Annotated in this window: 21 protein-coding genes and 1 pseudogene; 16 read left to right on the forward strand and 6 right to left on the reverse strand. The window is 72.8% G+C overall.

What is annotated here, in order from left to right:
- Window positions 1-66: 66 nt before the first annotated feature.
- The 9 genes from FRZ03_RS13365 to FRZ03_RS13405 all read left to right on the forward strand — a co-directional run bounded on the left by FRZ03_RS13365 (window position 67) and on the right by FRZ03_RS13405 (window position 10,102).
- Window positions 67-2,154, forward strand: a complete 2,088-nt coding sequence (locus FRZ03_RS13365) for a tetratricopeptide repeat protein (protein WP_146465360.1) — start codon at window positions 67-69, stop codon at window positions 2,152-2,154.
- Between the two features lie 134 nt (window positions 2,155-2,288).
- On the forward strand, window positions 2,289-3,413 hold the full coding sequence (gene ald, locus FRZ03_RS13370; RefSeq protein WP_146465361.1) for an alanine dehydrogenase: 1,125 nt from the start codon (window positions 2,289-2,291) through the stop codon (window positions 3,411-3,413).
- A 414-nt stretch (window positions 3,414-3,827) separates the two neighbouring features.
- Complete coding sequence (locus tag FRZ03_RS13375) at window positions 3,828-4,961, forward strand: ParA family protein (protein WP_146465362.1); 1,134 nt, start codon at window positions 3,828-3,830, stop codon at window positions 4,959-4,961.
- Window positions 4,946-5,488, forward strand: a complete 543-nt coding sequence (locus tag FRZ03_RS13380; RefSeq protein WP_186785401.1) for a hypothetical protein — start codon at window positions 4,946-4,948, stop codon at window positions 5,486-5,488. Before FRZ03_RS13375 ends, FRZ03_RS13380 begins: the two co-directional genes overlap by 16 nt.
- Window positions 5,489-5,506: 18 nt before the next feature.
- Entirely contained in the window at window positions 5,507-6,550 is a 1,044-nt protein-coding gene (locus tag FRZ03_RS13385) for a segregation and condensation protein A (protein WP_146465364.1), read from the forward strand.
- Window positions 6,547-7,194, forward strand: a complete 648-nt coding sequence (gene scpB, locus FRZ03_RS13390; RefSeq protein WP_146465365.1) for an SMC-Scp complex subunit ScpB — start codon at window positions 6,547-6,549, stop codon at window positions 7,192-7,194. The genes FRZ03_RS13385 and scpB overlap by 4 nt, the downstream gene beginning before the upstream one ends.
- A 12-nt stretch (window positions 7,195-7,206) precedes the next feature.
- Window positions 7,207-8,268 carry a pseudouridine synthase gene (locus FRZ03_RS13395; RefSeq protein WP_146465366.1) on the forward strand — a complete coding sequence of 354 codons (1,062 nt, stop codon included), beginning with the start codon at window positions 7,207-7,209 and terminating at the stop codon, window positions 8,266-8,268.
- 69 nt (window positions 8,269-8,337) lie between these two features.
- Window positions 8,338-9,345, forward strand: a complete 1,008-nt coding sequence (locus FRZ03_RS13400; RefSeq protein WP_146465367.1) for an ADP-ribosylglycohydrolase family protein — start codon at window positions 8,338-8,340, stop codon at window positions 9,343-9,345.
- 4 nt (window positions 9,346-9,349) lie between these two features.
- Window positions 9,350-10,102 (forward strand): nucleotidyltransferase domain-containing protein, encoded by a 753-nt coding sequence (locus tag FRZ03_RS13405; protein ID WP_146465368.1) that lies wholly within the window; start codon window positions 9,350-9,352, stop codon window positions 10,100-10,102.
- Window positions 10,103-10,138: 36 nt separating this feature from the next.
- Here FRZ03_RS13405 and FRZ03_RS13410 read toward each other — a convergent pair whose 3' ends face one another.
- Together FRZ03_RS13410 and FRZ03_RS13415 are read right to left on the reverse strand one after the other, a co-directional pair.
- Window positions 10,139-10,837, reverse strand: a complete 699-nt coding sequence (locus FRZ03_RS13410) for a nucleotidyltransferase domain-containing protein (RefSeq protein WP_146465369.1) — start codon at window positions 10,835-10,837, stop codon at window positions 10,139-10,141.
- Between the two features lie 21 nt (window positions 10,838-10,858).
- Complete coding sequence (locus FRZ03_RS13415) at window positions 10,859-11,332, reverse strand: Rieske (2Fe-2S) protein (protein WP_146465370.1); 474 nt, start codon at window positions 11,330-11,332, stop codon at window positions 10,859-10,861.
- A 177-nt stretch (window positions 11,333-11,509) separates the two neighbouring features.
- On the opposite strand from FRZ03_RS13415, the gene FRZ03_RS39080 reads away from it, so the two are divergent.
- The 5 genes from FRZ03_RS39080 (at window position 11,510) to der (ending at window position 15,799) form a co-directional block, all read left to right on the forward strand.
- A complete protein-coding gene (locus FRZ03_RS39080; protein ID WP_186785402.1) occupies window positions 11,510-11,686 on the forward strand; it encodes a hypothetical protein in 177 nt (58 codons plus the stop codon).
- On the forward strand, window positions 11,683-12,768 hold the full coding sequence (locus FRZ03_RS13420; protein WP_146465371.1) for a prephenate dehydrogenase: 1,086 nt from the start codon (window positions 11,683-11,685) through the stop codon (window positions 12,766-12,768). The genes FRZ03_RS39080 and FRZ03_RS13420 overlap by 4 nt, the downstream gene beginning before the upstream one ends.
- Window positions 12,769-12,887: 119 nt before the next feature.
- Window positions 12,888-13,583: a (d)CMP kinase gene (cmk, locus tag FRZ03_RS13425; protein WP_146465372.1), complete on the forward strand. Its 696-nt coding sequence runs from the start codon at window positions 12,888-12,890 to the stop codon at window positions 13,581-13,583.
- 53 nt (window positions 13,584-13,636) lie between these two features.
- Complete coding sequence (locus FRZ03_RS13430) at window positions 13,637-14,239, forward strand: lysophospholipid acyltransferase family protein (RefSeq protein ID WP_261398992.1); 603 nt, start codon at window positions 13,637-13,639, stop codon at window positions 14,237-14,239.
- Window positions 14,240-14,317: 78 nt separating this feature from the next.
- Window positions 14,318-15,799 carry a ribosome biogenesis GTPase Der gene (der, locus tag FRZ03_RS13435; RefSeq protein WP_146465374.1) on the forward strand — a complete coding sequence of 494 codons (1,482 nt, stop codon included), beginning with the start codon at window positions 14,318-14,320 and terminating at the stop codon, window positions 15,797-15,799.
- 69 nt (window positions 15,800-15,868) lie between these two features.
- Here der and FRZ03_RS13440 read toward each other — a convergent pair whose 3' ends face one another.
- A complete protein-coding gene (locus tag FRZ03_RS13440; protein ID WP_146465375.1) occupies window positions 15,869-16,267 on the reverse strand; it encodes a hypothetical protein in 399 nt (132 codons plus the stop codon).
- A 67-nt stretch (window positions 16,268-16,334) separates the two neighbouring features.
- The gene (locus tag FRZ03_RS13445) at window positions 16,335-17,117 is read right to left on the reverse strand and encodes a hypothetical protein (RefSeq protein WP_146465376.1); all 783 of its coding nucleotides are present in this window, start codon (window positions 17,115-17,117) and stop codon (window positions 16,335-16,337) included.
- A gap of 539 nt (window positions 17,118-17,656) precedes the next feature.
- Here FRZ03_RS13445 and FRZ03_RS13450 point away from each other — a divergent pair.
- Together FRZ03_RS13450 and FRZ03_RS13455 are read left to right on the forward strand one after the other, a co-directional pair.
- A complete protein-coding gene (locus FRZ03_RS13450) occupies window positions 17,657-18,319 on the forward strand; it encodes a LysM peptidoglycan-binding domain-containing protein (RefSeq protein ID WP_146465377.1) in 663 nt (220 codons plus the stop codon).
- Between the two features lie 416 nt (window positions 18,320-18,735).
- Entirely contained in the window at window positions 18,736-18,951 is a 216-nt protein-coding gene (locus FRZ03_RS13455) for an I78 family peptidase inhibitor (protein WP_070027992.1), read from the forward strand.
- A 108-nt stretch (window positions 18,952-19,059) separates the two neighbouring features.
- On the opposite strand, the gene FRZ03_RS13460 is transcribed toward FRZ03_RS13455, so the two are convergent.
- Together FRZ03_RS13460 and FRZ03_RS13465 are read right to left on the reverse strand one after the other, a co-directional pair.
- The gene (locus tag FRZ03_RS13460) at window positions 19,060-20,088 is read right to left on the reverse strand and encodes a phosphatase PAP2 family protein (RefSeq protein WP_146465378.1); all 1,029 of its coding nucleotides are present in this window, start codon (window positions 20,086-20,088) and stop codon (window positions 19,060-19,062) included.
- Window positions 20,089-20,326: 238 nt separating this feature from the next.
- Window positions 20,327-21,199, reverse strand: a pseudogene (locus tag FRZ03_RS13465) (hypothetical protein); the annotation flags it as partial.
- Window positions 21,200-21,306: the final 107 nt, after the last annotated feature.

Genomic DNA, 21,306 nt, shown 5'->3' on the forward strand with positions numbered 1-21,306 from the left:
TCTTCAACGCCCGTACCGGAAGATCCGGCGGGCTTGCGCGTGCGGTGTGGGACGGGAGTGTGGCCCGTGACGGATCAGGCGGTGGACACAGGCGGTGCGCGGCTGTCCGCGCCCTCGGCCGACGGGGACCATTTCCTGGGCCGCACACGGGAGTTGAAGGAGCTGCGCGCCGACATCGAGCGCGCGGGCCTGGACACCATCGCCGGCCGCAAGGCGCCCCGCGCGCGGGTCCTGCTGATCGCCGGACGCCCCGGTTCCGGCCGCACCGCCCTCGCCGCCGAACTGGTCCGCCAGGTCGCGCACCGTTACCCCGACGGGGTGCTGCGGGCCCGGCTCGGCGAGGCCGACGGCACCCCGGTCCCGGTGGAGCGGGCCGCCCGCGAGCTGCTCGCCGCGCTGCGGGTGCCCGCCCCGGCCGGCGCCGCCGAGGACGATCTGACCGAGGCCCTGCGCACCGCCCTCGCCGGCCGCCGGGCGCTGCTGCTCCTGGACGACGCGGCCGGGGCCGAACAGGTCGACGCGCTGCTCCCGGACGCCCCGGACTGCCTGGTGGTGGCCGTCTCCAAGGGCCCGCTCACCGGCATCGCGGACGTCCGCCCCTGCACCCTGGGCGGCCTGGACACCAAGTCCGCCGTCGAGCTGCTCACCCGCTACACCGGCTCGGTCCGCGTCACCGTCGACCCCCGCTCCGCAGAGAGCCTGGTGGAGGCCTGCCAGGGCCACCCGGCCACCCTGGTGCTGGCCGGCGGCTGGCTCGCCGCCCGCCCCAAGGCCGCCGTCTCCGACCTCGCCAAGCGGATGCACACCCCTGGGCAGGACGGCGCGGACGACGCCGACGCCACCCCATTGGCCCGCGTCTTCCGGCTGGTGCACGAGGAGCTGCCCGGCCCTGCCGCCCGGATACTGCGACTGCTCAGCCTGGCCCCGGCCGGCCCGGTCGACGACCACACGGCCTCCGCGCTGGCCGGCTGCTCGGTGGAGGCCGCCCGCGCCACCTTGGACGACTTCGTCGCCCTCGGCCTGCTGCGCCCGGTGGACTCACCGCTCGCCGAGTACGAGGTGCCGGGCTGGCTGCACCCGCTGCTGCGCGCCCTGGCCGAGGCCCAGGAGCGGCCCGGGGAGCTCCAGCTGGCCCGGGCGCGGATGCTGGAGCGCACGGTACGGCTGCTGCACTCCTGCCGGACGATCACCGAGACGGACAGCCCGCAGTCCCGGGAGAAGATCCAGGCCCTGCCCCCGGCGGTGCGCTTCGCCGACCCCCGGGAGGCCGCCGAGTGGCTGCGCGTGCGCAGGCCCGCGCTGCTGGCCTCCGCCCGGCTCGCGGTGGCCGACGGGGAGCTGGACACCCTGGCGAGGCGGCTGCTGTCGCAGCTGGTCCGGGCCTTCGCGGCGCATGTCGGCACCCAGGCGGCGGCCGCCGACCTGTACGGCGTGCACGGCCTGGTGCTGGACGTCGCCGAGCGGCGCGGACTGCCCCGGGAGCGGGCCGCGGCGCTGCTGAACCTGGGCGATCTGGACGCCCAGACCGGCCGCACCCGGGACGCGCTGGCCCGCTACCGGGACGCGCTGGACGCCGGGCGCGCGGCGAACGACCCGTACGCGACCGGCCGCGCGATGGAATCCGTAGGCGGCGCCCACCAGGAGCTGGGGGACTACGACCGGGCCGCCGACTGGTTCGGTCGGGCGCTGGCCGACCGGCTGGCCCGCGGCGAGCGCACCGAGGCCGCCCGGCTGTACGGCCGGATCGCCACCGCCCACACCTACGCGGGCCGCTACGGCGAGGCGCTGCGGAACTGGCGGGCGGCCTGCGCGGCCTACCGCAAGAGCGGTGAAGTCGCCGCCTACGCAAGGGCGTTGAGCGAACTGGCCCGGGTGCAGGAGTACGCGGGACGGCCGCAGGAATCGCTGCACACCTGCCAGGAGGCGGTGGAGTGGGCACGGCGCGCGGACGACGTCCGCCTCCAGGCCGCGTTGCAGCTGCGCCTGGCCGACACTCTGGAGCGCCTCGGCGACCCGACGGCGGCCCGGTTGCACCGGGCCGCGGCCGGGCGTCTGCTGGGTGAGGAGGGCCCGGAACGGCCGTCGGAGCAGGACACAGGCCCGGAACAGGACGCAAACGCCTGCGAAATCCGCGGTGCATCGTCTGAAGATTGATGCAATGAAAGGCTAGACAGGCGGAACACCTTCATTAAACTGGCTCTGCCGCATGTTCCTGCGGTGTCTCCCGGTATGCCTAGGCATGACTGGGTACGTCTGTAATGCACCCCCATACCCCTGAGCCAAGGACCGTGATCGACGTGAAGGTCGGCATCCCCCGCGAGGTCAAGAACAACGAGTTCCGGGTGGCCATCACCCCCGCCGGCGTGCACGAGCTGGTGCGCAACGGCCACCAGGTCGTCATCGAGCGGGGCGCCGGCGTCGGCTCCTCGATCACGGACGACGAGTACGTGGCCGCCGGTGGCCGGATCCTGGACACCGCCGACGAGGTCTGGGCCGCCGCCGACCTGCTGCTGAAGGTCAAGGAGCCCATCGCTGAGGAGTACCACCGCCTTCGCAAGGACCAGATCCTCTTCACCTACCTGCACCTGGCCGCCTCCAAGGAGTGCACCGACGCGCTGATCGAGTCCGGCACCACGGCCATCGCCTACGAGACGGTCGAGCTGCCCAACCGCTCGCTGCCGCTGCTCGCCCCGATGTCCGAGGTCGCGGGCCGGCTGGCCCCGCAGGTCGGCGCCTACCACCTGATGCGCGCGGGCGGCGGCCGCGGTGTGCTGCCCGGCGGTGTCCCGGGTGTGACCCCGGCCAAGGCCGTGGTCATCGGCGGCGGCGTCTCCGGCTGGAACGCCACCCAGGTCGCCGTCGGCATGGGCTTCGACGTGACCCTGCTGGACCGCGACATCAACAAGCTGCGCGAGGCCGACAAGATCTTCGGTACGAAGGTCAAGGCGATCATGTCCAACGCCTTCGAGCTGGAGAAGGCCGTCCTGGACGCCGACCTGGTCATCGGCGCGGTCCTGATCCCGGGTGCCAAGGCCCCGAAGCTGGTCACCAACGAGCTGGTGGCCCGGATGAAGCCCGGAAGTGTCCTTGTCGACATCGCGATCGACCAGGGCGGCTGCTTCGAGGACTCCCGTCCCACCACCCACGCCGAGCCGACCTTCCAGGTCCACAACTCGGTCTTCTACTGCGTCGCCAACATGCCGGGCGGTGTGCCGAACACCTCCACCAACGCCCTCACCAACGCGACGCTGCCGTACATCGTCTCCCTCGCCAACAACGGCTGGGTCGAGGCGCTGCGCCGCGACGCCGCGCTCGCCAAGGGTCTCAACACCCACGACGGCAAGGTGGTTTACAAGGAGGTCGCCGAGGCCCACGGCCTGGAGCACGTCGAGCTGGCCTCGCTGCTCGGCTGACCTCCGCGACCCGGTGGGTCGCTGAGTCACTTACCGGCAAAAGGCGATTCGTCAACACGTCTCGTCAACCGCCCACGCCCGGCCGGACCTTGCCCGACAAGGTCCGGCCGGATGTGTGTATGGTCACTTTGCGACTCTCGGCCAACTCGCCTCGAACGTAACCGTTCAACCGATTCGCACCCCGGTGAAACCTGCTGTGCGACGGTCGTACGCCCTTGACAGCGACATGTTTCATTGCCGACACATCCTGCCGGGTCCGGCGGATTGTGTTGCTGCGGACCGCCGACACGCCATAGAGTCGCCAACCGTCGGCATGGTGCCACGCTGACCTTGTCTAGAAGTTTCCTGGTCACCAAGGAGGTAAGACGACTTGTGAATGAGTCGACATTTTCTCCCGGGGGTGGTCAACCAGGAATGCCCGCAGGGGGCCAGGGGCCCGCGGGATTCGAGGCTGTCGGCTCCGTAGCTGTGCGCACCTTCGCAGCCCACCAGAGTCCGGGAGCGCCCAGGCCCCGGACAGCACACCAGAGCATGGATGGCCATCACGTGAACGCCATGGCCGGCGACGGAAGTGGCGCGCCCCACAACCACTTCGCCGACTACGACGAACTGCCCGAGGGGCACTTCTACGACCCCGACGCCGAGTACGAGCCCGATCCGGAGTACGCGGCCACGCTCGCGCCCGACGCGGCCCGCCAGCGCCGTGAGCGCATCGGTCCCACCGGACGCCCGCTGCCGTACTTCCCGATCCCGGGCCCGCTGACCGACCACGGCCCCGCGAAGATCATCGCGATGTGCAACCAGAAGGGCGGCGTCGGCAAGACGACGTCGACCATCAACCTGGGTGCCGCGCTCGCGGAGTACGGCCGGCGCGTGCTGCTCGTGGACTTCGACCCGCAGGGCGCGCTGTCGGTGGGTCTCGGCGTCAACCCCATGGAACTCGACCTCACGGTCTACAACCTGCTCATGGAGCGGGGCATGTCCGCGGACGAGGTCCTGCTGAAGACCGCGGTCCCCAACATGGACCTGCTGCCCTCCAACATCGACCTGTCGGCCGCCGAGGTCCAGCTGGTCTCCGAGGTCGCGCGCGAGTCCACGCTCCAGCGGGCGCTCAAGCCGCTGCTGCCCGACTACGACTACATCGTGATCGACTGCCAGCCCTCGCTCGGCCTGCTCACGGTGAACGCGCTGACCGCCGCGCACAAGGTGATCGTGCCGCTGGAGTGCGAGTTCTTCGCGCTGCGCGGTGTCGCCCTGCTGACCGAGACCATCGAGAAGGTCCAGGAACGGCTCAACCCCGAGCTGGAGCTGGACGGCATCCTCGCCACCATGTACGACTCGCGCACGGTGCACAGCCGCGAGGTCCTCGCCCGGGTGGTCGAGGCGTTCGACGACCACGTCTACCACACGGTCATCGGGCGCACGGTCCGCTTCCCGGAGACCACGGTCGCCGGTGAGCCGATCACCACGTACGCCTCCAACTCCGTCGGTGCCGCCGCCTACCGCCAGCTCGCCAGGGAGGTGCTCGCCCGGTGTCACGCCGAGTGAGTCTGCCGGGGGCCGACGAACTCTTCCGTACGACAGGGGGGACGGCGTTGCAGCCGTCGACTCCCCGGCGCGCGGCGGGCGGTGAGGCCCGGGTGCCGGCTCCCGCGCAGGAGAGCGACGACGTGGCCGCCGCCGAGGACGCGCCGCAGGCCGTGCCCGTGCAGAGCGGCGACGGCGAGGGCGCCGAGCACATGGCGGCGGAGGCGGAGCCCGCCGACGCCGAGTCCCGCGGCCGGCGCCGGCAGTCCGCGCCGGACGGCCCCGCGGCCGCCGCCCAGCCGCGCAAGCGGGGGCGGGCGGCCAGCCGCCGGCCCAGCGGGCGCGAGCGGCACGACGAGAAGATCACCGTGTACGTGTCCGCCGAGGAACTGATGGACCTGGAGCACGCGCGGCTGGTGCTCCGGGGCGAGCACGGACTCGCGGTGGACCGCGGGCGCATCGTGCGCGAGGCGGTGGCCGTGGTGCTGGCCGACCTGGAGTCCCGGGGGGACGCGAGCATCCTCGTGCGACGGCTGCGGGGGCGTTAGCGGTAGCCTGCGGGGGCCATGACCTCGTTCGACCTCCCCGACCCCGGTACCGCCGGACGTCGGCGTGCGCTGGGGCGGGGACCGGGCGCCGCGGCGGTCGAAGAGGCCCGCAGGACGGCCGTATCCGACGAACCCCCTGCCGCCGAGCCCGATCCCGCACCGGAGCCGGAGCCGGAGCCGGAGCCCGATCCCGGGCCGGAGACCGAGGCCGCCTCCGAGCCGGGGCCGGAGCCCGCGCCCGACGGGATGCCCGACGGCGTCTTCACGGTCCGCCTCGCCAACTTCGAGGGCCCCTTCGACCTGCTCCTCCAGCTGATCTCCAAGCACAAGCTGGACGTCACCGAGGTCGCCCTGTCGAAGGTGACCGACGAGTTCATGGCGCACATCAGGGCGATGGGCCCGGACTGGGACCTGGACCGGACGACGGAGTTCCTGGTCGTGGCGGCCACCCTGCTCGATCTGAAGGCGGCCCGGCTGCTGCCCGCCGCCGAGGTGGAGGACGAGGCCGACCTCGCGCTGCTGGAGGCCCGGGACCTGCTGTTCGCGCGGCTGCTCCAGTACCGGGCGTACAAGCGGATCGCCGACATCTTCAACGCGCGCGTCGAGGAGGAGGCCCGGCGCCACCCCCGTACCGTCGGCCTGGAGCCCGAGCACGCCGAGCTGCTGCCCGAGGTCGTGATCAGCATCGGCCCCGAGGGGTTCGCCAGGCTCGCGGTCAAGGCGATGCAGCCCAAGGCCAAGCCGCAGGTCTACGTCGACCACATCCACGCCCCGCTGGTCAGCGTGCAGGAGCAGGCGCGGATCGTGGTCGCGCGGCTGCGGGAACTGGGCGAGGCCGGCTTCCGGGCGCTCGTCGAGGACACCGACGACACCCTGACCGTGGTGGCCCGCTTCCTGGCACTGCTGGAGCTGTACCGGGAGAAGGCCGTCGCCCTGGAGCAGGAGACCGCCCTCGGCGAGCTGCTGGTGCGCTGGACCGGCGGGGACGGGGACGCGGCCCTCGCGGTCACCGACGAGTTCGACCGGCCGCCGCAGCGAGGCGAGGAGGAGAAGCAGCCGTGAGCGAGACCACCGAGGTGCCCGAGGAAGCGGGCGCCGTCGCCGGGCTGGAGCTCAAGCCCGCCCTGGAGGCCGTCCTCATGGTCGTGGACGAGCCCGCGACCGAGGACCACCTCGCCAGGATCCTGGAGCGGCCCCGGCGGCGGATCGCGGACGCGCTGCGCGAGCTGGCCGACGAGTACACCGCGCAGGGCCGCGGCTTCGAGCTGCGCCACGTCGCGGGCGGCTGGCGCTTCTACACCCGCGCCGCCTACGCGCCCGCCGTGGAGCGGCTCGTCCTGGACGGCCAGACCGCCCGGCTCACCCAGGCCGCGCTGGAGACGCTCGCGGTCGTCGCCTACCGCCAGCCGGTCAGCCGCAGCCGGGTCTCCGCCGTGCGCGGAGTGAACTGCGACGGCGTGATGCGCACCCTGCTCCAGCGCGGTCTGGTCGAGGAGGCGGGCGCGGAACCCGAAACAGGTGCGATCCTGTACAGGACGACGAACTACTTCCTGGAGCGGATGGGCCTGCGCGGCCTGGACGAGCTTCCGGAGCTCGCGCCCTTCCTCCCGGAGGCGGAGGCGATCGAGGCCGAGACCCAGGAAGGGGTTCCGTCGTTCGACCCGGACGCGCCCGACGCGCCGGGCGTAGAGGACGCAGACGACTAAGACGGAACTTTGATGCGAAGCAGCGGCAGCGGCAAGAGTGGCGGGCGCGGTAACCACCGCGGCGCCGGCAACAACCGGGACGAGCGGCAGGGGCAGGGCCGTCCCCGCAAGCCCCGCCCCGAGGAGCGCCGCTACGACGTGGGCCCCGGCGCGACCCAGGACGGCCCCAAGTCCGGGCGCGGCGGCACCGCGCGCGGCGGCGCCAAGGGCGGCCCGAAGCGGCCCCAGCAGGGCGGTCGTACGGCGCCCTCGCGTTCGCGTGAGTACGAGACGCGGGTCGAGGAGCGCAACCGGGAGCGGTACGCGGGCAAGAAGGACGTCAAGCTGCCCAAGACCTTCCCGGGCGCCGAGCAGGAGGGCGAGCGGCTCCAGAAGGTGCTCGCGCGCGCGGGCTACGGCTCCCGGCGCGCCTGCGAGGAGCTGATCGAGCAGGCCCGGGTCGAGGTCAACGGCGAGATCGTCCTGGAGCAGGGCAAGCGGGTCGACCCGGAGAAGGACGAGGTCAAGGTCGACGGCCTGACCGTGGCGACCCAGTCGTACCAGTTCTTCTCGCTGAACAAGCCGGCCGGCGTCGTCTCCACCATGGAGGACCCGGAGGGCCGCCAGTGCCTCGGCGACTACGTCACCAACCGGGAGACCCGGCTCTTCCACGTCGGCCGGCTGGACACCGAGACCGAGGGCGTCATCCTGCTCACCAACCACGGTGAGCTGGCCCACCGTCTCACCCACCCCAAGTACGGCGTGCGCAAGACCTACCTCGCGCACATCGTGGGCCCGATCCCGCGCGACCTCGGCAAGCGCCTGAAGGACGGCATCCAGCTGGAGGACGGCTACGCCCGCGCCGACCACTTCCGGGTGGTGGAGCAGACCGGCAAGAACTACCTGGTCGAGGTGACCCTGCACGAGGGCCGCAAGCACATCGTGCGCCGCATGCTCGCGGAGGCCGGCTTCCCGGTCGACAAGCTGGTGCGCACCGCCTTCGGCCCGATCACCCTCGGCGACCAGAAGTCGGGCTGGCTGCGCCGGCTGTCGAACACCGAGGTCGGCATGCTGATGAAGGAAGTCGATCTGTAGGCGGCACGCCTTGCGCCGTCCGGCATCCCCCTTTATTGTCACCATGACGATAAAGGGGGATGATCTTTTATGTCCAAGCGGCCGGCCACCGGAGCGCTCCTCGGCCTCGCCCTCGGGGACGCCCTGGGCTTCCCGACCGAGTTCAAGACCGTCGAGCTGATCGAGTCCATGTTCGGGCCCTGGCGGACGCTGGAGCTGCCGCAGCGCGCCCGCGTCTCCGACGACACCCAGATGACGCTCGCCCTCGGGCGCGGCCTGCGGCGGGCGATGGCGCGCGGCCCCCTCACGCCCGCGGGTCTGGAACCCCCGCTGCGCGAGGAGTTCGTGGACTGGTACGAGTCGCCGGACAACAACCGCGCGCCGGGCAACACCTGCCTGACCGCCTGCCGGCTGCTGATGGACGAGGGGCGCGGCTGGCAGGACGCCAGCCAGATCGGCTCCAAGGGCTGCGGCGCCAACATGCGCGTCGCCCCGATCGGGCTCGCCCCGGGGCTCAGCGCCGAACAGCGTTCCGGCGCCGCCCAGTTGCAGTCCGCGCTCACCCACGGCCACCCCACCGCGCTGGCCGCCTCCGACCTCACCGCCCACGCGGTCCACCTGCTCGCGGGGGGCACGCGGCCGGCCGCGCTGGTCGGCCGGCTGCGTGCCCACGCCCTCGAACGGCGCACCCGCTACGACCACCTCTGGCTCGGCGACCTGTGGACCCGCTCCCAGGACCCCGGCCCCGAGCACTTCGTCGCGCGTGGCTGGGACGAGTGCCTGGCGATCCTGGACCGGATCGAGGCGGCCGTCGCGACCCACTCGCCGGAGACCGACCCCTGCGTGGCCACCGGGGAGGGCTGGGTCGCCGAGGAGGCCTTCGCCACCGGCCTGCTCTGCTTCCTGCTCTTCCCCGACGAGCCCGTCACCGCCCTGCGTCGGGCCGCCTGCACCGCCGGCGACTCCGACTCCATCGCCTGCCTCACCGGCGCCTTCGCGGGCGCCTGGCTGGGCGCGGACGCCTGGCCCGCCGACTGGACCGGGCGGATCGAGTACCGGGAGGACCTGTTGGCATTGGGCACGCTCTGGGACGCTTAGGCCCATGATCGACAACCTCGACATGGATCTCGCGCCCGTCGTCGCCGAACAGCCCGACCCCCTGCTGTTCGCCACCGTCTCCGGGGCCCACCTGTACGGCTTCCCCTCGCAGGACTCGGACGTGGACCTGCGGGGCGTCCACCTGCTGCCCACCGCCGACCTCGTGGGCCTGCACGAGCCGGAGGAGACCCGGTCGAAGGCCTGGGTGCGCTACGGCGTCGAGCTGGACCTCGTCACCCACGACCTGCGCAAGTTCGTCCGACTGATGCTGCGCCGCAACGGCTATGTGCTCGAACAGCTGCTCTCGCCGCTGGTCGTGCACACCGGCGAGGCCCACCGCGAGCTGGCCGCCCTCGCCCCGGACGTGCTCACCAGCCACCACGCCCACCACTACCGGGGGTTCGCGGTCACCCAGTGGCGGCTGTTCGAGAAGACCGGCGAACTCAAGCCGCTGCTCTACACGTTCCGCGTGCTGCTCACCGGCATCCACCTCATGCGCACGGGCGAGATACAGGCCCACCTGCCCACCCTGGCCGCCGAGTGGGACGCGCCCGCCTATCTGCCGGAGCTGATCGCCGCGAAGGCGGAGCGGGAGCACGGGGTGTTCCCCGGGCTCGACCAGGCGCGGGTGGCGGAGGACGTGGAGCGGCTGCACACGGCCCTCGACGAGGCCCAGGGCGCGTCGGCGCTGCCGGACGCGGCGGGCGGGCACGAGGCGCTGCACGATTTCGTGGTGCGGGTACGGCTGGCGGGCTGAGGGCCGGCCGGCGGGGTCACGGGCCGATCCGGCGGGTCACAGGAGCGGGGGCGACGCCAGGGCGGAGGCGCGGCGGGCCCGGAACAGGAAGTCCGCCACCCGGGCGTGGTCCGGTTCCGGCGGCAGCGGGGTGTGGCACAGGGCCGCCTCCGCCTCGGCCCCGAGCCGGGCCATCCGCGCCTCGACCTCGCTCCAGGGCACCTCGCCCCGCTTCACGGCCAGCAGCGGCTCGCGCTCGTCGCCCACGTCGATGCGCAGCTCACCGCTGCGCAGCAGATCGCGGCAGCTGATCAGCAGCCGCAGCAGATGCATGGCGTGCTTCCAGCGCGGGGCACCCGTCGTCCGCACATCGGCGTCGAGCTTTCTGCGCTGGCCGAGGGCGTAACGGGTGAAGGTGCCGTACGCCCTGCGGGAGAGGAACGCGTCGCGCAGGCAGAGCAGTTCGCGGCCGGTGTCGTCCACCCGCTCCACCAGCGGGGAGTGCAGGCACTCCAGGATGTTCGGGTTGCCCCGCAGCGCCAGCTCGCAGAACCGCTCCAGCTCCCAGGAGAACCGTTCCTCGCCCGGCCCCTCCACATGCGTCGGCGGCTTCTCGAACCGCCAGAACAGGGCGGTGGGCGCGAGGAACACGCCCCGCCGGTCGGTGTCGCTCGCCTCCGTGGCGAGGCCGAAGGCCCGGGACCCCATGACACAGGAGTAGATCGTGTGGTCGCGTACCAGGTCCTCGGGCTGCATGCCCGGAGCCTACGCGGCGGCTCAGCCCAGCTCGATGGAGTTTCCCTCGACCTTGATCGGCTTCTCCGCCAGCGGCTTGGTCGCCGGGCCCTCGGCCACCGAACCGTCCGCGATCTTGAACTTGCTGCCGTGGCAGGGGCAGTCGATGGTGCCGTTCTGCACCCGGCTCACCGTGCACCCCATGTGCGTGCAGATCGCCGAGAACGCCTTGAACTCGCCCTTCACCGGCTGCGTCACCACGATCTTCTGCGCGTCGAAGACCTTGCCACCGCCCTCCGGGATGTCGCCGGTGCTCGCCAGCTTCCTCGCCTCGGCCGCCGGGGAGGTGGGGGAGGCGGGCGAGGCCGGGGACGCCGGCTTCGTCGGAGAGGGGCTCTCGGTCCGGGTGTTGTCGGCGGCGGCGCTGGTGCTGCCGCCGTTGTTGCCGCCGCAGCCGGTCGCGAGCGCCGCCGCGCCCGTCGCGATCACCGTGCGCCGCGTCGCGCCCTGGGTCATCTCACCACTCCGTACACATGTCGGGATGCGGATACCGGCGCTTCGAAAAAAGCGCCGAAACCGGAAGAAACCGGTATGCGCATCGTCTCAGCGATCGGGCGCTCCGCGCTCCGCTGACGCGGGCTGACTACGCTGGACGGGCGAGCACGACAACACCTGTCAGCGAGGAGCGACGCCGTGGCGGTACGAGCGGTCCGGGGGGCCGTCCAGCTGGAGCGGGACGAGGCCGGTCACGGCGGCGAGCGGGTCGGCGCCCGGCTCCTCGCCCACCTGGAGCCGGACCGGCCCCGCGCCGGCATCGCCCGCGTCCGCCCCGGCGCCGCGGCCGCCCTGCGCAAGGACATCGCCCAGTGAGAACCGCACTCGTCATCGGCACCGGCCTGATCGGCACCTCCGCCGCCCTGGCCCTGACCCAGCGCGGCGTCACCGTGCACCTCGCCGACCACGACCCGGAGCACGCCCGTACCGCCGCCGCGCTCGGCGCCGGCACCGACGCGCCCCCCGAGGGCCCCGTCGACCTGGCGATCGTCGCCGCCCCGCCCGCGCACGTGGCCACGGTCCTCGCCGACGCCATGCGCCGCGGACTGGCCCGCGGCTACCTGGACGTGGCCAGCGTCAAGGGCGGCCCCCGCCGGGAGCTGGAGGCGCTCGGCCTGGACCTCACCGCGTACCTCGGCACCCACCCGATGTCCGGCCGGGAGAAGTCCGGCCCGCTGGCCGCCACCGGCGACCTCTTCGAGGGCCGCCCCTGGGTGCTCACCCCCACCCGGGACACCGACACCGAGGTGCTCAACCTCGCCCTGGAACTGGTCTCGCACTGCCGGGCCGTCCCGGTCGTCATGGACGCCGACGCCCACGACCGCGCCGTGGCCCTCGTCTCCCACATGCCCCACCTGGTCTCCAGCCTGGTCGCCGCACGCCTGGAGCACGCCGACGAGGCCGCCGTACGGCTGTGCGGGCAGGGCATCCGGGACGTGACCCGGATCGCCGCCTCCGACCCGCGGATGTGGATCGACATCCTCTCCGCCAACCCGGGCCCGGTCGCCGACCTGCTCGCCGACGTCGCCGCCGACCTGGACGAGACCGTGGCGGCCCTGCGCGCCCTCCAGTCCTCCGACGAGGACAAGCGGCGCGCGGGCAGCACCGGGGTGGAGAAGCTGCTGCGCCGCGGCAACGCGGGCCAGGTGCGGGTACCCGGCAAGCACGGCAGCGCGCCGCGGGTCTACGAGACCGTCGTCGTGCTCATCGACGACCAGCCCGGCCAGCTGGCGCGGATCTTCGCCGACGCGGGCCGCGCCGGGGTCAACATCGAGGACGTGCGCATCGAGCACGCCACCGGGCAGCAGGCCGGCCTGATGCAGCTCATGGTCGAGCCGCACGCCGCGCCGGTGCTCAGCAGCGCGCTGCGCGAGCGGGGCTGGGCACTGCGGCAGTAGAGCGGCGGGAGGAGGGCGGCGATCTGCGTCCGGACGAGTGACCCACACCCAGTAACCTTGTGCGGGGCGCTCTCGCTCCCCGACCCCGCCCACACCGCACACCAGGAAGGTGTCCCCCCGTGGAAAACGGCGCCGCCCCGACCGCCAAGCCCGTGATCGTCGCGATCGACGGTCCCTCCGGCACGGGCAAGTCGAGCACGTCGAAGGCCGTGGCCGCGCAGCTCGGCCTGAGCTACCTGGACACCGGCGCCCAGTACCGGGCCATCACCTGGTGGATGGTGAACAACGGCATCGACCTGACGGACCCCACCGCCGTCGCGGCCGTCGCGGGCAAGGCCGAGATCGTCTCCGGCACCGACCCGGCCGCCCCCACCATCACGGTCGACGGCGTGGACGTGGCCGCGGCGATCCGCACCCAGGAGGTCACCTCCAAGGTCAGCGCGGTCAGCGCGGTGCCCGAGGTGCGTACCCGGATCACCGAGCTCCAGCGCTCGCTGGCGGCCGGCGCCGAACGGGGCATCGTGGTCGAGGGCCGGGACATCGGCACGACGGTGCTGCCGGACGCCGACCTGAAGATCTTCCTCACCGCCTCCCCGGAGGCCCGCGCCGCCCGCCGCAGCGGCGAGCTGAAGGGCGCGGACCTGCACGCCACCCGCGAGGCGCTGATCAGGCGGGACGCCGCCGACTCCAGCCGCAAGACCTCCCCGCTCGCCAAGGCCGACGACGCGGTCGAGGTGGACACCACCGAGCTCACCCTCGCCCAGGTCGTCGAGTGCGTCGTCACCCTGGTCGAGGAGAAGCGGACCGGGAAGTGAGCCTGCCCTCCGAAAGAGGCGCCGAGGTCGGGCGGCGCATCGGCGTCGGCCTGATGTACGGCCTGTGGAAGCCGCGGGTGCTCGGCGCCTGGAAGGTGCCCGCCACCGGCCCGGTGATCCTCGCGGTGAACCACTCGCACAACGTCGACGGCCCGATGGTCATGGGCGTGGCGCCCCGGCCGACGCACTTCCTGATCAAGAAGGAGGCGTTCGTCGGCCCGCTGGGCGGCTTCCTGACCGGCATCGGCCAGCTGAAGGTGGACCGCGCCGCCGCCGACCGCGCCGCCATCACCGACGCCCTCGGCGTCCTGGCCGCCCAGGGAGTGCTCGGCATCTTCCCGGAGGGCACCCGGGGCGAGGGAGACTTCGCCTCGCTGCGCGCGGGCCTCGCCTACTTCGCGGTCCGCAGCGGGGCGCCGATCGTGCCGGTGGCCGTCATGGGAAGCTCGGACCGGCCGGGGCGGTTGATAAAGGCGCTGCCCCCGCTGCGCTCCCGCGTCGACGTCGTCTTCGGCGACCCGTTCGAGGCGGGCGACGGATCGGGGCGGCGCACGCGCCGGGCGCTGGACGAGGCGACCGAGCGCATCCAGAAGCAGCTCACCGGCCACCTGGAAAACGCCAGGCGCCTGACCGGGCGCCGGGCGACACTTGAGTAGTGGATCAGCCCACGCCGGGACCAGCCCGCGAGGGCCTGTTCCACCGATCACCACGATGAACGACGAGGTACGGACTTCATGAACGACGACATCCAGCCCGACGGCTCGGCCGCGCACGAGTACGAGCACGGGGCTCTCGGCGACGCCGAGTACGCGGAGTTCATGGAGCTCGCCGCGGAAGAGGGCTTCGACATCGAGGACGTCGAGGGCGCCATCGAGGCGGCGGGCCACGGCCCGCTGCCCGTGCTCGCCGTCGTCGGCCGCCCCAATGTCGGCAAGTCGACCCTGGTCAACCGGATCATCGGCCGCCGCGAGGCGGTCGTCGAGGACAAGCCGGGCGTGACCCGCGACCGTGTCACCTACGAGGCCGAGTGGGCGGGCCGCCGCTTCAAGGTGGTCGACACCGGCGGCTGGGAACAGGACGTCCTCGGCATCGACGCCTCGGTGGCCGCCCAGGCCGAGTACGCGATCGAGGCCGCCGACGCGGTGGTCTTCGTGGTCGACGCCAAGGTCGGCGCGACCGACACCGACGAGGCCGTCGTCCGGCTGCTGCGCAAGGCCGGCAAGCCGGTGGTGCTGTGCGCCAACAAGGTCGACGGCCCGAGCGGCGAGGCCGACGCCGCCTATCTGTGGAACCTGGGCCTCGGCGAGCCCCACCCCGTCTCCGCCCTGCACGGCCGCGGCACCGGCGACATGCTGGACGCCGTCCTGGAGGCGCTGCCCGAGGCGCCCGAGCAGACCTTCGGCACCGCGCTCGGCGGCCCCCGCCGCATCGCGCTCATCGGCCGTCCGAACGTCGGCAAGTCCTCCCTGCTGAACAAGGTGGCCGGCGAGGAGCGCGTCGTCGTCAACGAGCTGGCCGGCACCACCCGCGACCCGGTGGACGAGATCATCGAACTCGGCGGCGTCACCTGGAAGTTCGTGGACACCGCCGGTATCCGCAAGCGGGTCCACCTCCAGCAGGGCGCCGACTACTACGCCTCGCTGCGCACCGCCGCCGCCGTGGAGAAGGCCGAGGTCGCGGTCGTCCTGATCGACGCCTCCGAGAACATCTCCGTGCAGGACCAGCGGATCGTCACCATGGCCGTCGAGGCGGGCCGCGCCCTGGTCATCGCCTACAACAAGTGGGACACCCTGGACGAGGAGCGCCGCTACTACCTGGAGCGGGAGATCGAGACCGAGCTGGGCCAGGTCGCCTGGGCGCCCCGGGTGAACGTGTCCGCGCGCACCGGCCGCCACATGGAGAAGCTGGTACCGGCGATCGAGACCGCGCTCGCCGGCTGGGAGACCCGTGTCCCCACCGGCCGGCTCAACGCCTTCCTCGGCGAGCTGGTCGCCGCCCACCCGCACCCGGTCCGGGGCGGCAAGCAGCCGCGCATCCTCTTCGGCACCCAGGCCGGCACCAAGCCGCCGCGCTTCGTGCTCTTCGCCTCCGGCTTCATCGAGGCGGGCTACCGGCGCTTCATCGAGCGCCGGCTGCGCGAGGAGTTCGGCTTCGAGGGCACCCCGATCCACATCTCGGTACGGGTGCGCGAGAAGCGCGGCTCCAAGAAGAAGTAGCCCCACCGGTACGACGTGAAGGGCGGCCCCCGTCTTCGGGGGCCGCCCTTCACCGTGGGTCCGGCACGCTCATGCGCCCCGGCGCGGCCCCGGCGGCAGTGCGGCGGGCACATGGTGCATCCCGGTGTCCGGGTCCGGCCGCCCGATGGTGCCGACCCGCTGCCACTGCGACTGCTGGCGGGCGTTGTAGGCCCCCGCGCTGTAGGCGCTGTAGGAGCTGCTGAACGAGCCCGCCCGATGGCCGCCGTACGACCATCCCGTCCGGTCCGGCAGACCGAAGGGGACGAACCTCAGCCCCTCCTCCCCGCTGCGGTCGCCCGGCAGCGTGCGAAAGGCCTTGACCCACTCCGCGGAGAGCATGTCGAAGATCGGCGTGGCCGATGCACCACCCGCCCCTTCCTGTCCCGTCCGGGCGGACGGAACGGAGGAGTACGAGGACCGGCGGGGCGAAGTGTCGTATGCGTGCACGTATGTCCAAACGACGGCGCCCCCGAAGAGATGCGGTTTCGTGACCTGCCTTCGGGGGCGCGGTTGCTCAGGTCCCCGCGAGCGGCAGCGCCGCGGCCACCAGCCTGCCCTGGGCCGCGGCCCGGTCGAGGGAGTCCCGCAGCAGGTCCTCGCGGGGCTGGCGGCCGATGGAGCCCACCGGGGCGGCGAACATCAGCACCTGCTGGTGCTTGTTGGCCGAGGCCCGCCAGCCGTCGGTGACCTGGAGCGGCTGGTGCGCCTGCCACCAGGCCACCGGCTGGCCGCCGTGCGGGCCCGGCTGGAGGACCGCGTGCAGCTGGCCCACCGCCAGCAGCACCGACCAGCCGTGCAGCACCGGCGGTACGGCGGCGAGTTCGGTCACCGGCATGAAGCCCTGCTCGATCAGCAGCGGCAGGAAGTCGTCCCCGGCCCCGGTGGTGCCCGGGCGCACGATGGGCGAGGTGGGCTCGACCACCAGCGCGGGGTGCAGCTCGCCCTCGATCAGGACGAGTCCGCTGGTCACACCGAGCACCGCCTGCTCCGGCGCGGACCGCCGGGACCCGTCGTCGGCGGCCTGTGCGCCGATGGAGCGGACGGCGCCCTGCAACTGCTCCTCGGTGACCTGGACGACCTGCGAGGGCAGGCAGCTGGCGTGGGCGAAGGCGAGGACCGCGGTCTCCTCGCCGACGAACAGGACGGTGCTGGTGCGCTCCTGCTCGGAGTCGCCCGGGGTGCGGCAGGACGTGCAGTCGTAACTGCCCGGGGCGTTCTCTCCGGCGAGCAGCCGGTCGGCTTCTTCGTCGCCGATCTCGGCGCGTACGGCGTCACTGACGTCGAGCATGCGCGGCACGGGTGGCTCCCTTGGGATGCGTGCTGGACCGGTCGGGTGGCCCCCGGCCGATGAGCCCCAGGGTTCCGGGCTCATGAAGAAGACAACGGGCGTCCTGTGGTGGGAGTCACGCACGGCGGGGCACCGGTTCGAACCAACTGCCGCGCACGGTCACCCGTGGTGCGGAATCCGCCACTCACGGTCAACTCCGCGCCTCGTCAAGCGACTTGGAGGGGTGAAGTGGGTCACAGGGGGTCGCCGGGCATGGTCGAAAAATCGGGAAATCACTGTATGTAGTGGGTGGCCGAAAATCGCCGATACCCCCGGTAACGGTCAACTGGCCTGGAACGACGGCCATTTGGTTGAAGTCCGGCGCCGGCTCTCCCTACATTCCTCCGCCGTGTGCAACGAGCACCGCTCGGGTACGTCCGCCACCCGGCACCGGCAGCGCAGGATCGCCGGCACCGGGGGCGCGGACGGGGCGGGCGCACCTCACCGCGGTCCCGCGCGGCGAGGCGCGTGCCGTCCGGGGGAGCCCGGGTCGCTGGAAAGGGAATTACATGTCCGAGTGTGCCGATACCACCCGCACCACCGCCCGTGACGACAGCACGCGCCGGGGCCGCACGACGGCCGTACTCGCCGGCGCCGCGCTGCTGGCCCCGCTGGGGCTGCTGGCCGCGACCGGCAACGCCGCCGCCGCGGACGACGGGGTGTGGGACCGCATCGCCCAGTGCGAGAGCGGCGGCAACTGGCACATCAACACCGGCAACGGCTACTACGGCGGACTCCAGTTCTCCGCCCACACCTGGAGCGCCTACGGCGGCGCCGCGTACGCCTCCACGGCCGACCGGGCCTCCAAGGGCGCGCAGATCGCCGTCGCGACGCGGGTCCAGCGGGCCCAGGGCTGGGGCGCCTGGCCGGTCTGCTCGGGACGCGCGGGAGCGATGGGCTCCGCCCCCTCGCAGGTGAGCGTCGACAAGGGCCCGACGAAGAAGTCGGCTCCGGGCGGCACGAAGAGGCAGGCCCGGCAGACCCCGGCCAAGGCGCCGAAGACCTCGCACCCGTCCCGGGGCACCGGCGGCTACACCGTGCGCGCGGGCGACACGCTGTCCAGGATCGCCGCGCGGCACGGCACGACGTGGCAGCGCCTCTACGCCGCGAACAGGTCCGCGATCGGCGCCGACCCCGATGTGATCGTGCCCGGACAGCGCCTGACCCTCTGAGCCGACGGCACCGGGGCCACCCCGGTGACCCGCCCTCGGCCCGGCGGCCCCCGGCTCCACGCCGGGGGCCGCCGCCGCGTCCGCGTCCGCACCGCGAGCCATGTGCGGAATCCGTGGAATCTCCTATGCCCTGTCAGCTCCGGCGGCCCGGGCGGGATTCCCCGGGAATCATGCTCCCGGCCCTCCCGGTCTTCGCCGCGGTGCTTTCCGGCGGGTAATTCCGAAGGGCCGCCGTGACACGCGGGAATTCACATCGAATCCCCCGGTGAGCGGTACGGAAACCCCCGAACGTGTGAGGGAGTTCGGCCGGAACGAGACCCCGGAAGCTGTGACAGAAGTGTGACCCGGGCCGGAGGCCGCTCTTACCCGGACGTGCCCGGCTTCCGTCACCGCGCGTCGCGGCCTAGCGTGGCCGCATGGCACCGATTCCCACTCCGCCAGCGGAGCCCCAGGACAGTCCGGACGGGTACGTCGGCCTCGACGCGGCGAGCGCCGAGCGGCTGGCCCGGCAGCGCGGCTGGTCGACCGTTCGGTCGCTGCCGCCGGGCGCGATCATCACCATGGAGTACCGGGCGGGGCGGCTCAACTTCGAGGTGCGCGACGGCCGGGTGGCGCGCGCCTGGAAGGGCTGACGCCCGCACGCGTACGCACGGCGAAGGCCCCGTCCCCGGGAGGGGAGCGGGGCCTTCGCCGTGGCGCGGGGGCGGTTGTGCGTACCGGTCCCGCCGCCGTCCCGGCCGTCAGCCGCCTGTCAGGGGGCGGGCCGCCGGCTGGGAGGTGCCGCGGGGGGCCCGGTCGCCGCCCGGCGGGCGGCGGCTGCCCGCCGGGGTGACCGGGCTGCGCTCGGAACGGACGGTGTGCGGTCCCGGTGCCAGGTGCACCAGGCCCCGGGAGGCGCGGGTCGAGGAGACCGGCTCGCGGGCCGGCGCGGACTGCTCGGCGTCGGCGCCGCGCGGTGCCAGCAGCACCGGCGCCAGCGGGGCGGCCGGCTCCGGCACGGGCCGGGTGCGCCGGGCGCGCCAGCGGTCGCGCAGGTCGAACAGCCAGGTCTCGGTCCTGGCGATCAGCGGCTCGAACCACGGCAGGGCGAGCAGGATCAGCAGGCCGGCGGCCCAGCCGAGGAGCACGTCGCTGAGCCAGTGCGTACCGAGGTAGACGGTGGTGAGGCCGACGCCCAGCGAGGTGATCGCGGACACCGCCGACAGCCAGCGCCGTGCGCGCGGGGTGGAGGCCAGATAGGCCAGGATGCCCCAGGTCACCACCGCGTTGGCGGTGTGCCCGCTGGGAAATATATCGCCGCCCAGGCCCATCTCGTTCGAGCCGATCACGGTCGCGTAGTGCGGACCGAGCCGCCCCATGCCGTACTTGGCGGCGCCGACCGTGGCGTTCAGCAGCAGCAGCGAGGTCGCCAGGGTGAGCAGCGGGCGCAGGGTGTGCTGGCGCCAGGAGCGCCAGCCGAGCCAGGCCGCGACCATCACCGCGGTGGGGCCGCGCTGGCCGAGCACCACGTAGTAGTCGAGGAAGGCGTGGATCTGCGGCCACTGCTGGTACGGCCGGAAGAACATGACCTGCCAGTCGAGCCGGACGAGCCAGGAGGTGGTCACCACGGCCCACACGATCGCCAGGTAGAAGGCGAGGGTCGCGGAGAACAGCACGACCCGGTGCCGGCTCATCACCGGCACATCGATATGGGCCGGCCGTTCCGGCTCCCGGTCCAGCCTGGCGAACACCCGGTCCAGACGCCGGGTGAGGTTCCGTTCGGTACGCACCCAATCGACGTTACAGCGAGTGAGCTGTGTTCCCGGTCGTAACAGCGGCTTTGTGATGACGATGTGATGTGGGAAACCTCTCAAGGGCGGTCGAATTCCGCCGGATTCCGCAATCCTGTGAGGCCGCGCTCTGTAATTCCTTTGATCGTGCCGGGTGTTGTTTATATGGCGCTTATAAATGCGTTAACCCGGTCCTGGGTCGCAATTCCCCGGAGCTTCACCGGCCGGTCCGAGTCGATCACGGGGGACCGGAGCCGTTCAGCCAGAACGCCCCGTACACCGCGGAGACGATCGCCAGGGCCGCCGTGACCAGGACCGATCGGGAGGTCCGCGACCGGGCGAGGGCCTCGGCGAGCGGGAGGAGCACCGGGAAGGCCGGCAGCAGCAGCCGGGGCTTGGAGCCGAAGTAGCTCGACGCGCACAGCGCCAGCGCCAGCACGACCCCCGTGTACACCAGCAGTTCGACCGGCTGACCCCGGCGCACCCCGCTGACGTACAGCCGCAGGAGCAGCGCGACACCGGCGATCAGGCCGACGCCCGCGAGCGCGGACGGGAATGACGTGAACTTGTCGGCCACGAAACACGCGAAGGCGTAACCGCCGTCGAAGCCGTTGCGCCATCCGGCCTGGACGTCCAGATAACCGAACGGGCCCTCGCCGGTGCGGTGGCCGACCCAGAGCACGTAGCCGGCCGCGCCGAGCGGGGCGATCAGCACGCCGAGGAGACGACGGAGAGTGAAGGGGACAAGGACGCGTGTTGACGGCCCCGCGACGGGGGAAGGGGCGTGCGCCGTGCGCCGCACGCCGTCCGCGCGCGCCGCGCTTCGCTCCCGCACGAAGGAGACCACGGCCGCCGCCCACACCGCGGCGACCACCGCACCGCCCACCGGCCGGGTCAGCCCCGCCAGCGCCGCGAGCAGCCCCGCGCTCACCCACCGCCCGGTCAGCAGGGCGTACAGCGCCCAGGCCGCCAGCGCCGTGAACAGCGACTCGCTGTACGCCATCGACTGGACCACCGCGACCGGCAGCACCGCCCACAGCAGCACGGCGCAGACGCCCACCCGCCGCCCGTACACGTGCTCGGCGACCGCGTAGATCCCCGCCGCCGCGGCGGCGGGGATCTACGCGGTCGCCGAGCACGTGTACGGGCGGCGGGTGGGCGTCTGCGCCGTGCTGCTGTGGGCGGTGCTGCCGGTCGCGGTGGTCCAGTCGATGGCGT

The organism is Streptomyces misionensis (assembly GCF_007896895.1).
Taxonomy (GTDB): Bacteria; Actinomycetota; Actinomycetes; order Streptomycetales; family Streptomycetaceae; genus Streptomyces; species Streptomyces misionensis_A.

Bases quoted from the DNA above. Each gene is read 5' to 3' on its own strand.
- FRZ03_RS13375 (WP_146465362.1), top strand. From the start codon at position 3,828: ATGCCCGCAGGGGGCCAGGGGCCCGCGGGATTCGAGGCTGTCGGCTCC.
- FRZ03_RS13410 (WP_146465369.1), bottom strand. From the start codon at position 10,837: ATGCAGCCCGAGGACCTGGTACGCGACCACACGATCTACTCCTGTGTC.
- FRZ03_RS13395 (WP_146465366.1), top strand. From the start codon at position 7,207: ATGCGAAGCAGCGGCAGCGGCAAGAGTGGCGGGCGCGGTAACCACCGC.
- FRZ03_RS13385 (WP_146465364.1), top strand. From the start codon at position 5,507: ATGACCTCGTTCGACCTCCCCGACCCCGGTACCGCCGGACGTCGGCGT.
- FRZ03_RS13405 (WP_146465368.1), top strand. From the start codon at position 9,350: ATGATCGACAACCTCGACATGGATCTCGCGCCCGTCGTCGCCGAACAG.
- FRZ03_RS13455 (WP_070027992.1), top strand. From the start codon at position 18,736: ATGGCACCGATTCCCACTCCGCCAGCGGAGCCCCAGGACAGTCCGGAC.
- FRZ03_RS13400 (WP_146465367.1), top strand. From the start codon at position 8,338: ATGTCCAAGCGGCCGGCCACCGGAGCGCTCCTCGGCCTCGCCCTCGGG.
- FRZ03_RS13450 (WP_146465377.1), top strand. From the start codon at position 17,657: ATGTCCGAGTGTGCCGATACCACCCGCACCACCGCCCGTGACGACAGC.
- der (WP_146465374.1), top strand. From the start codon at position 14,318: ATGAACGACGACATCCAGCCCGACGGCTCGGCCGCGCACGAGTACGAG.
- FRZ03_RS13430 (WP_261398992.1), top strand. From the start codon at position 13,637: ATGTACGGCCTGTGGAAGCCGCGGGTGCTCGGCGCCTGGAAGGTGCCC.
- FRZ03_RS13415 (WP_146465370.1), bottom strand. From the start codon at position 11,332: ATGACCCAGGGCGCGACGCGGCGCACGGTGATCGCGACGGGCGCGGCG.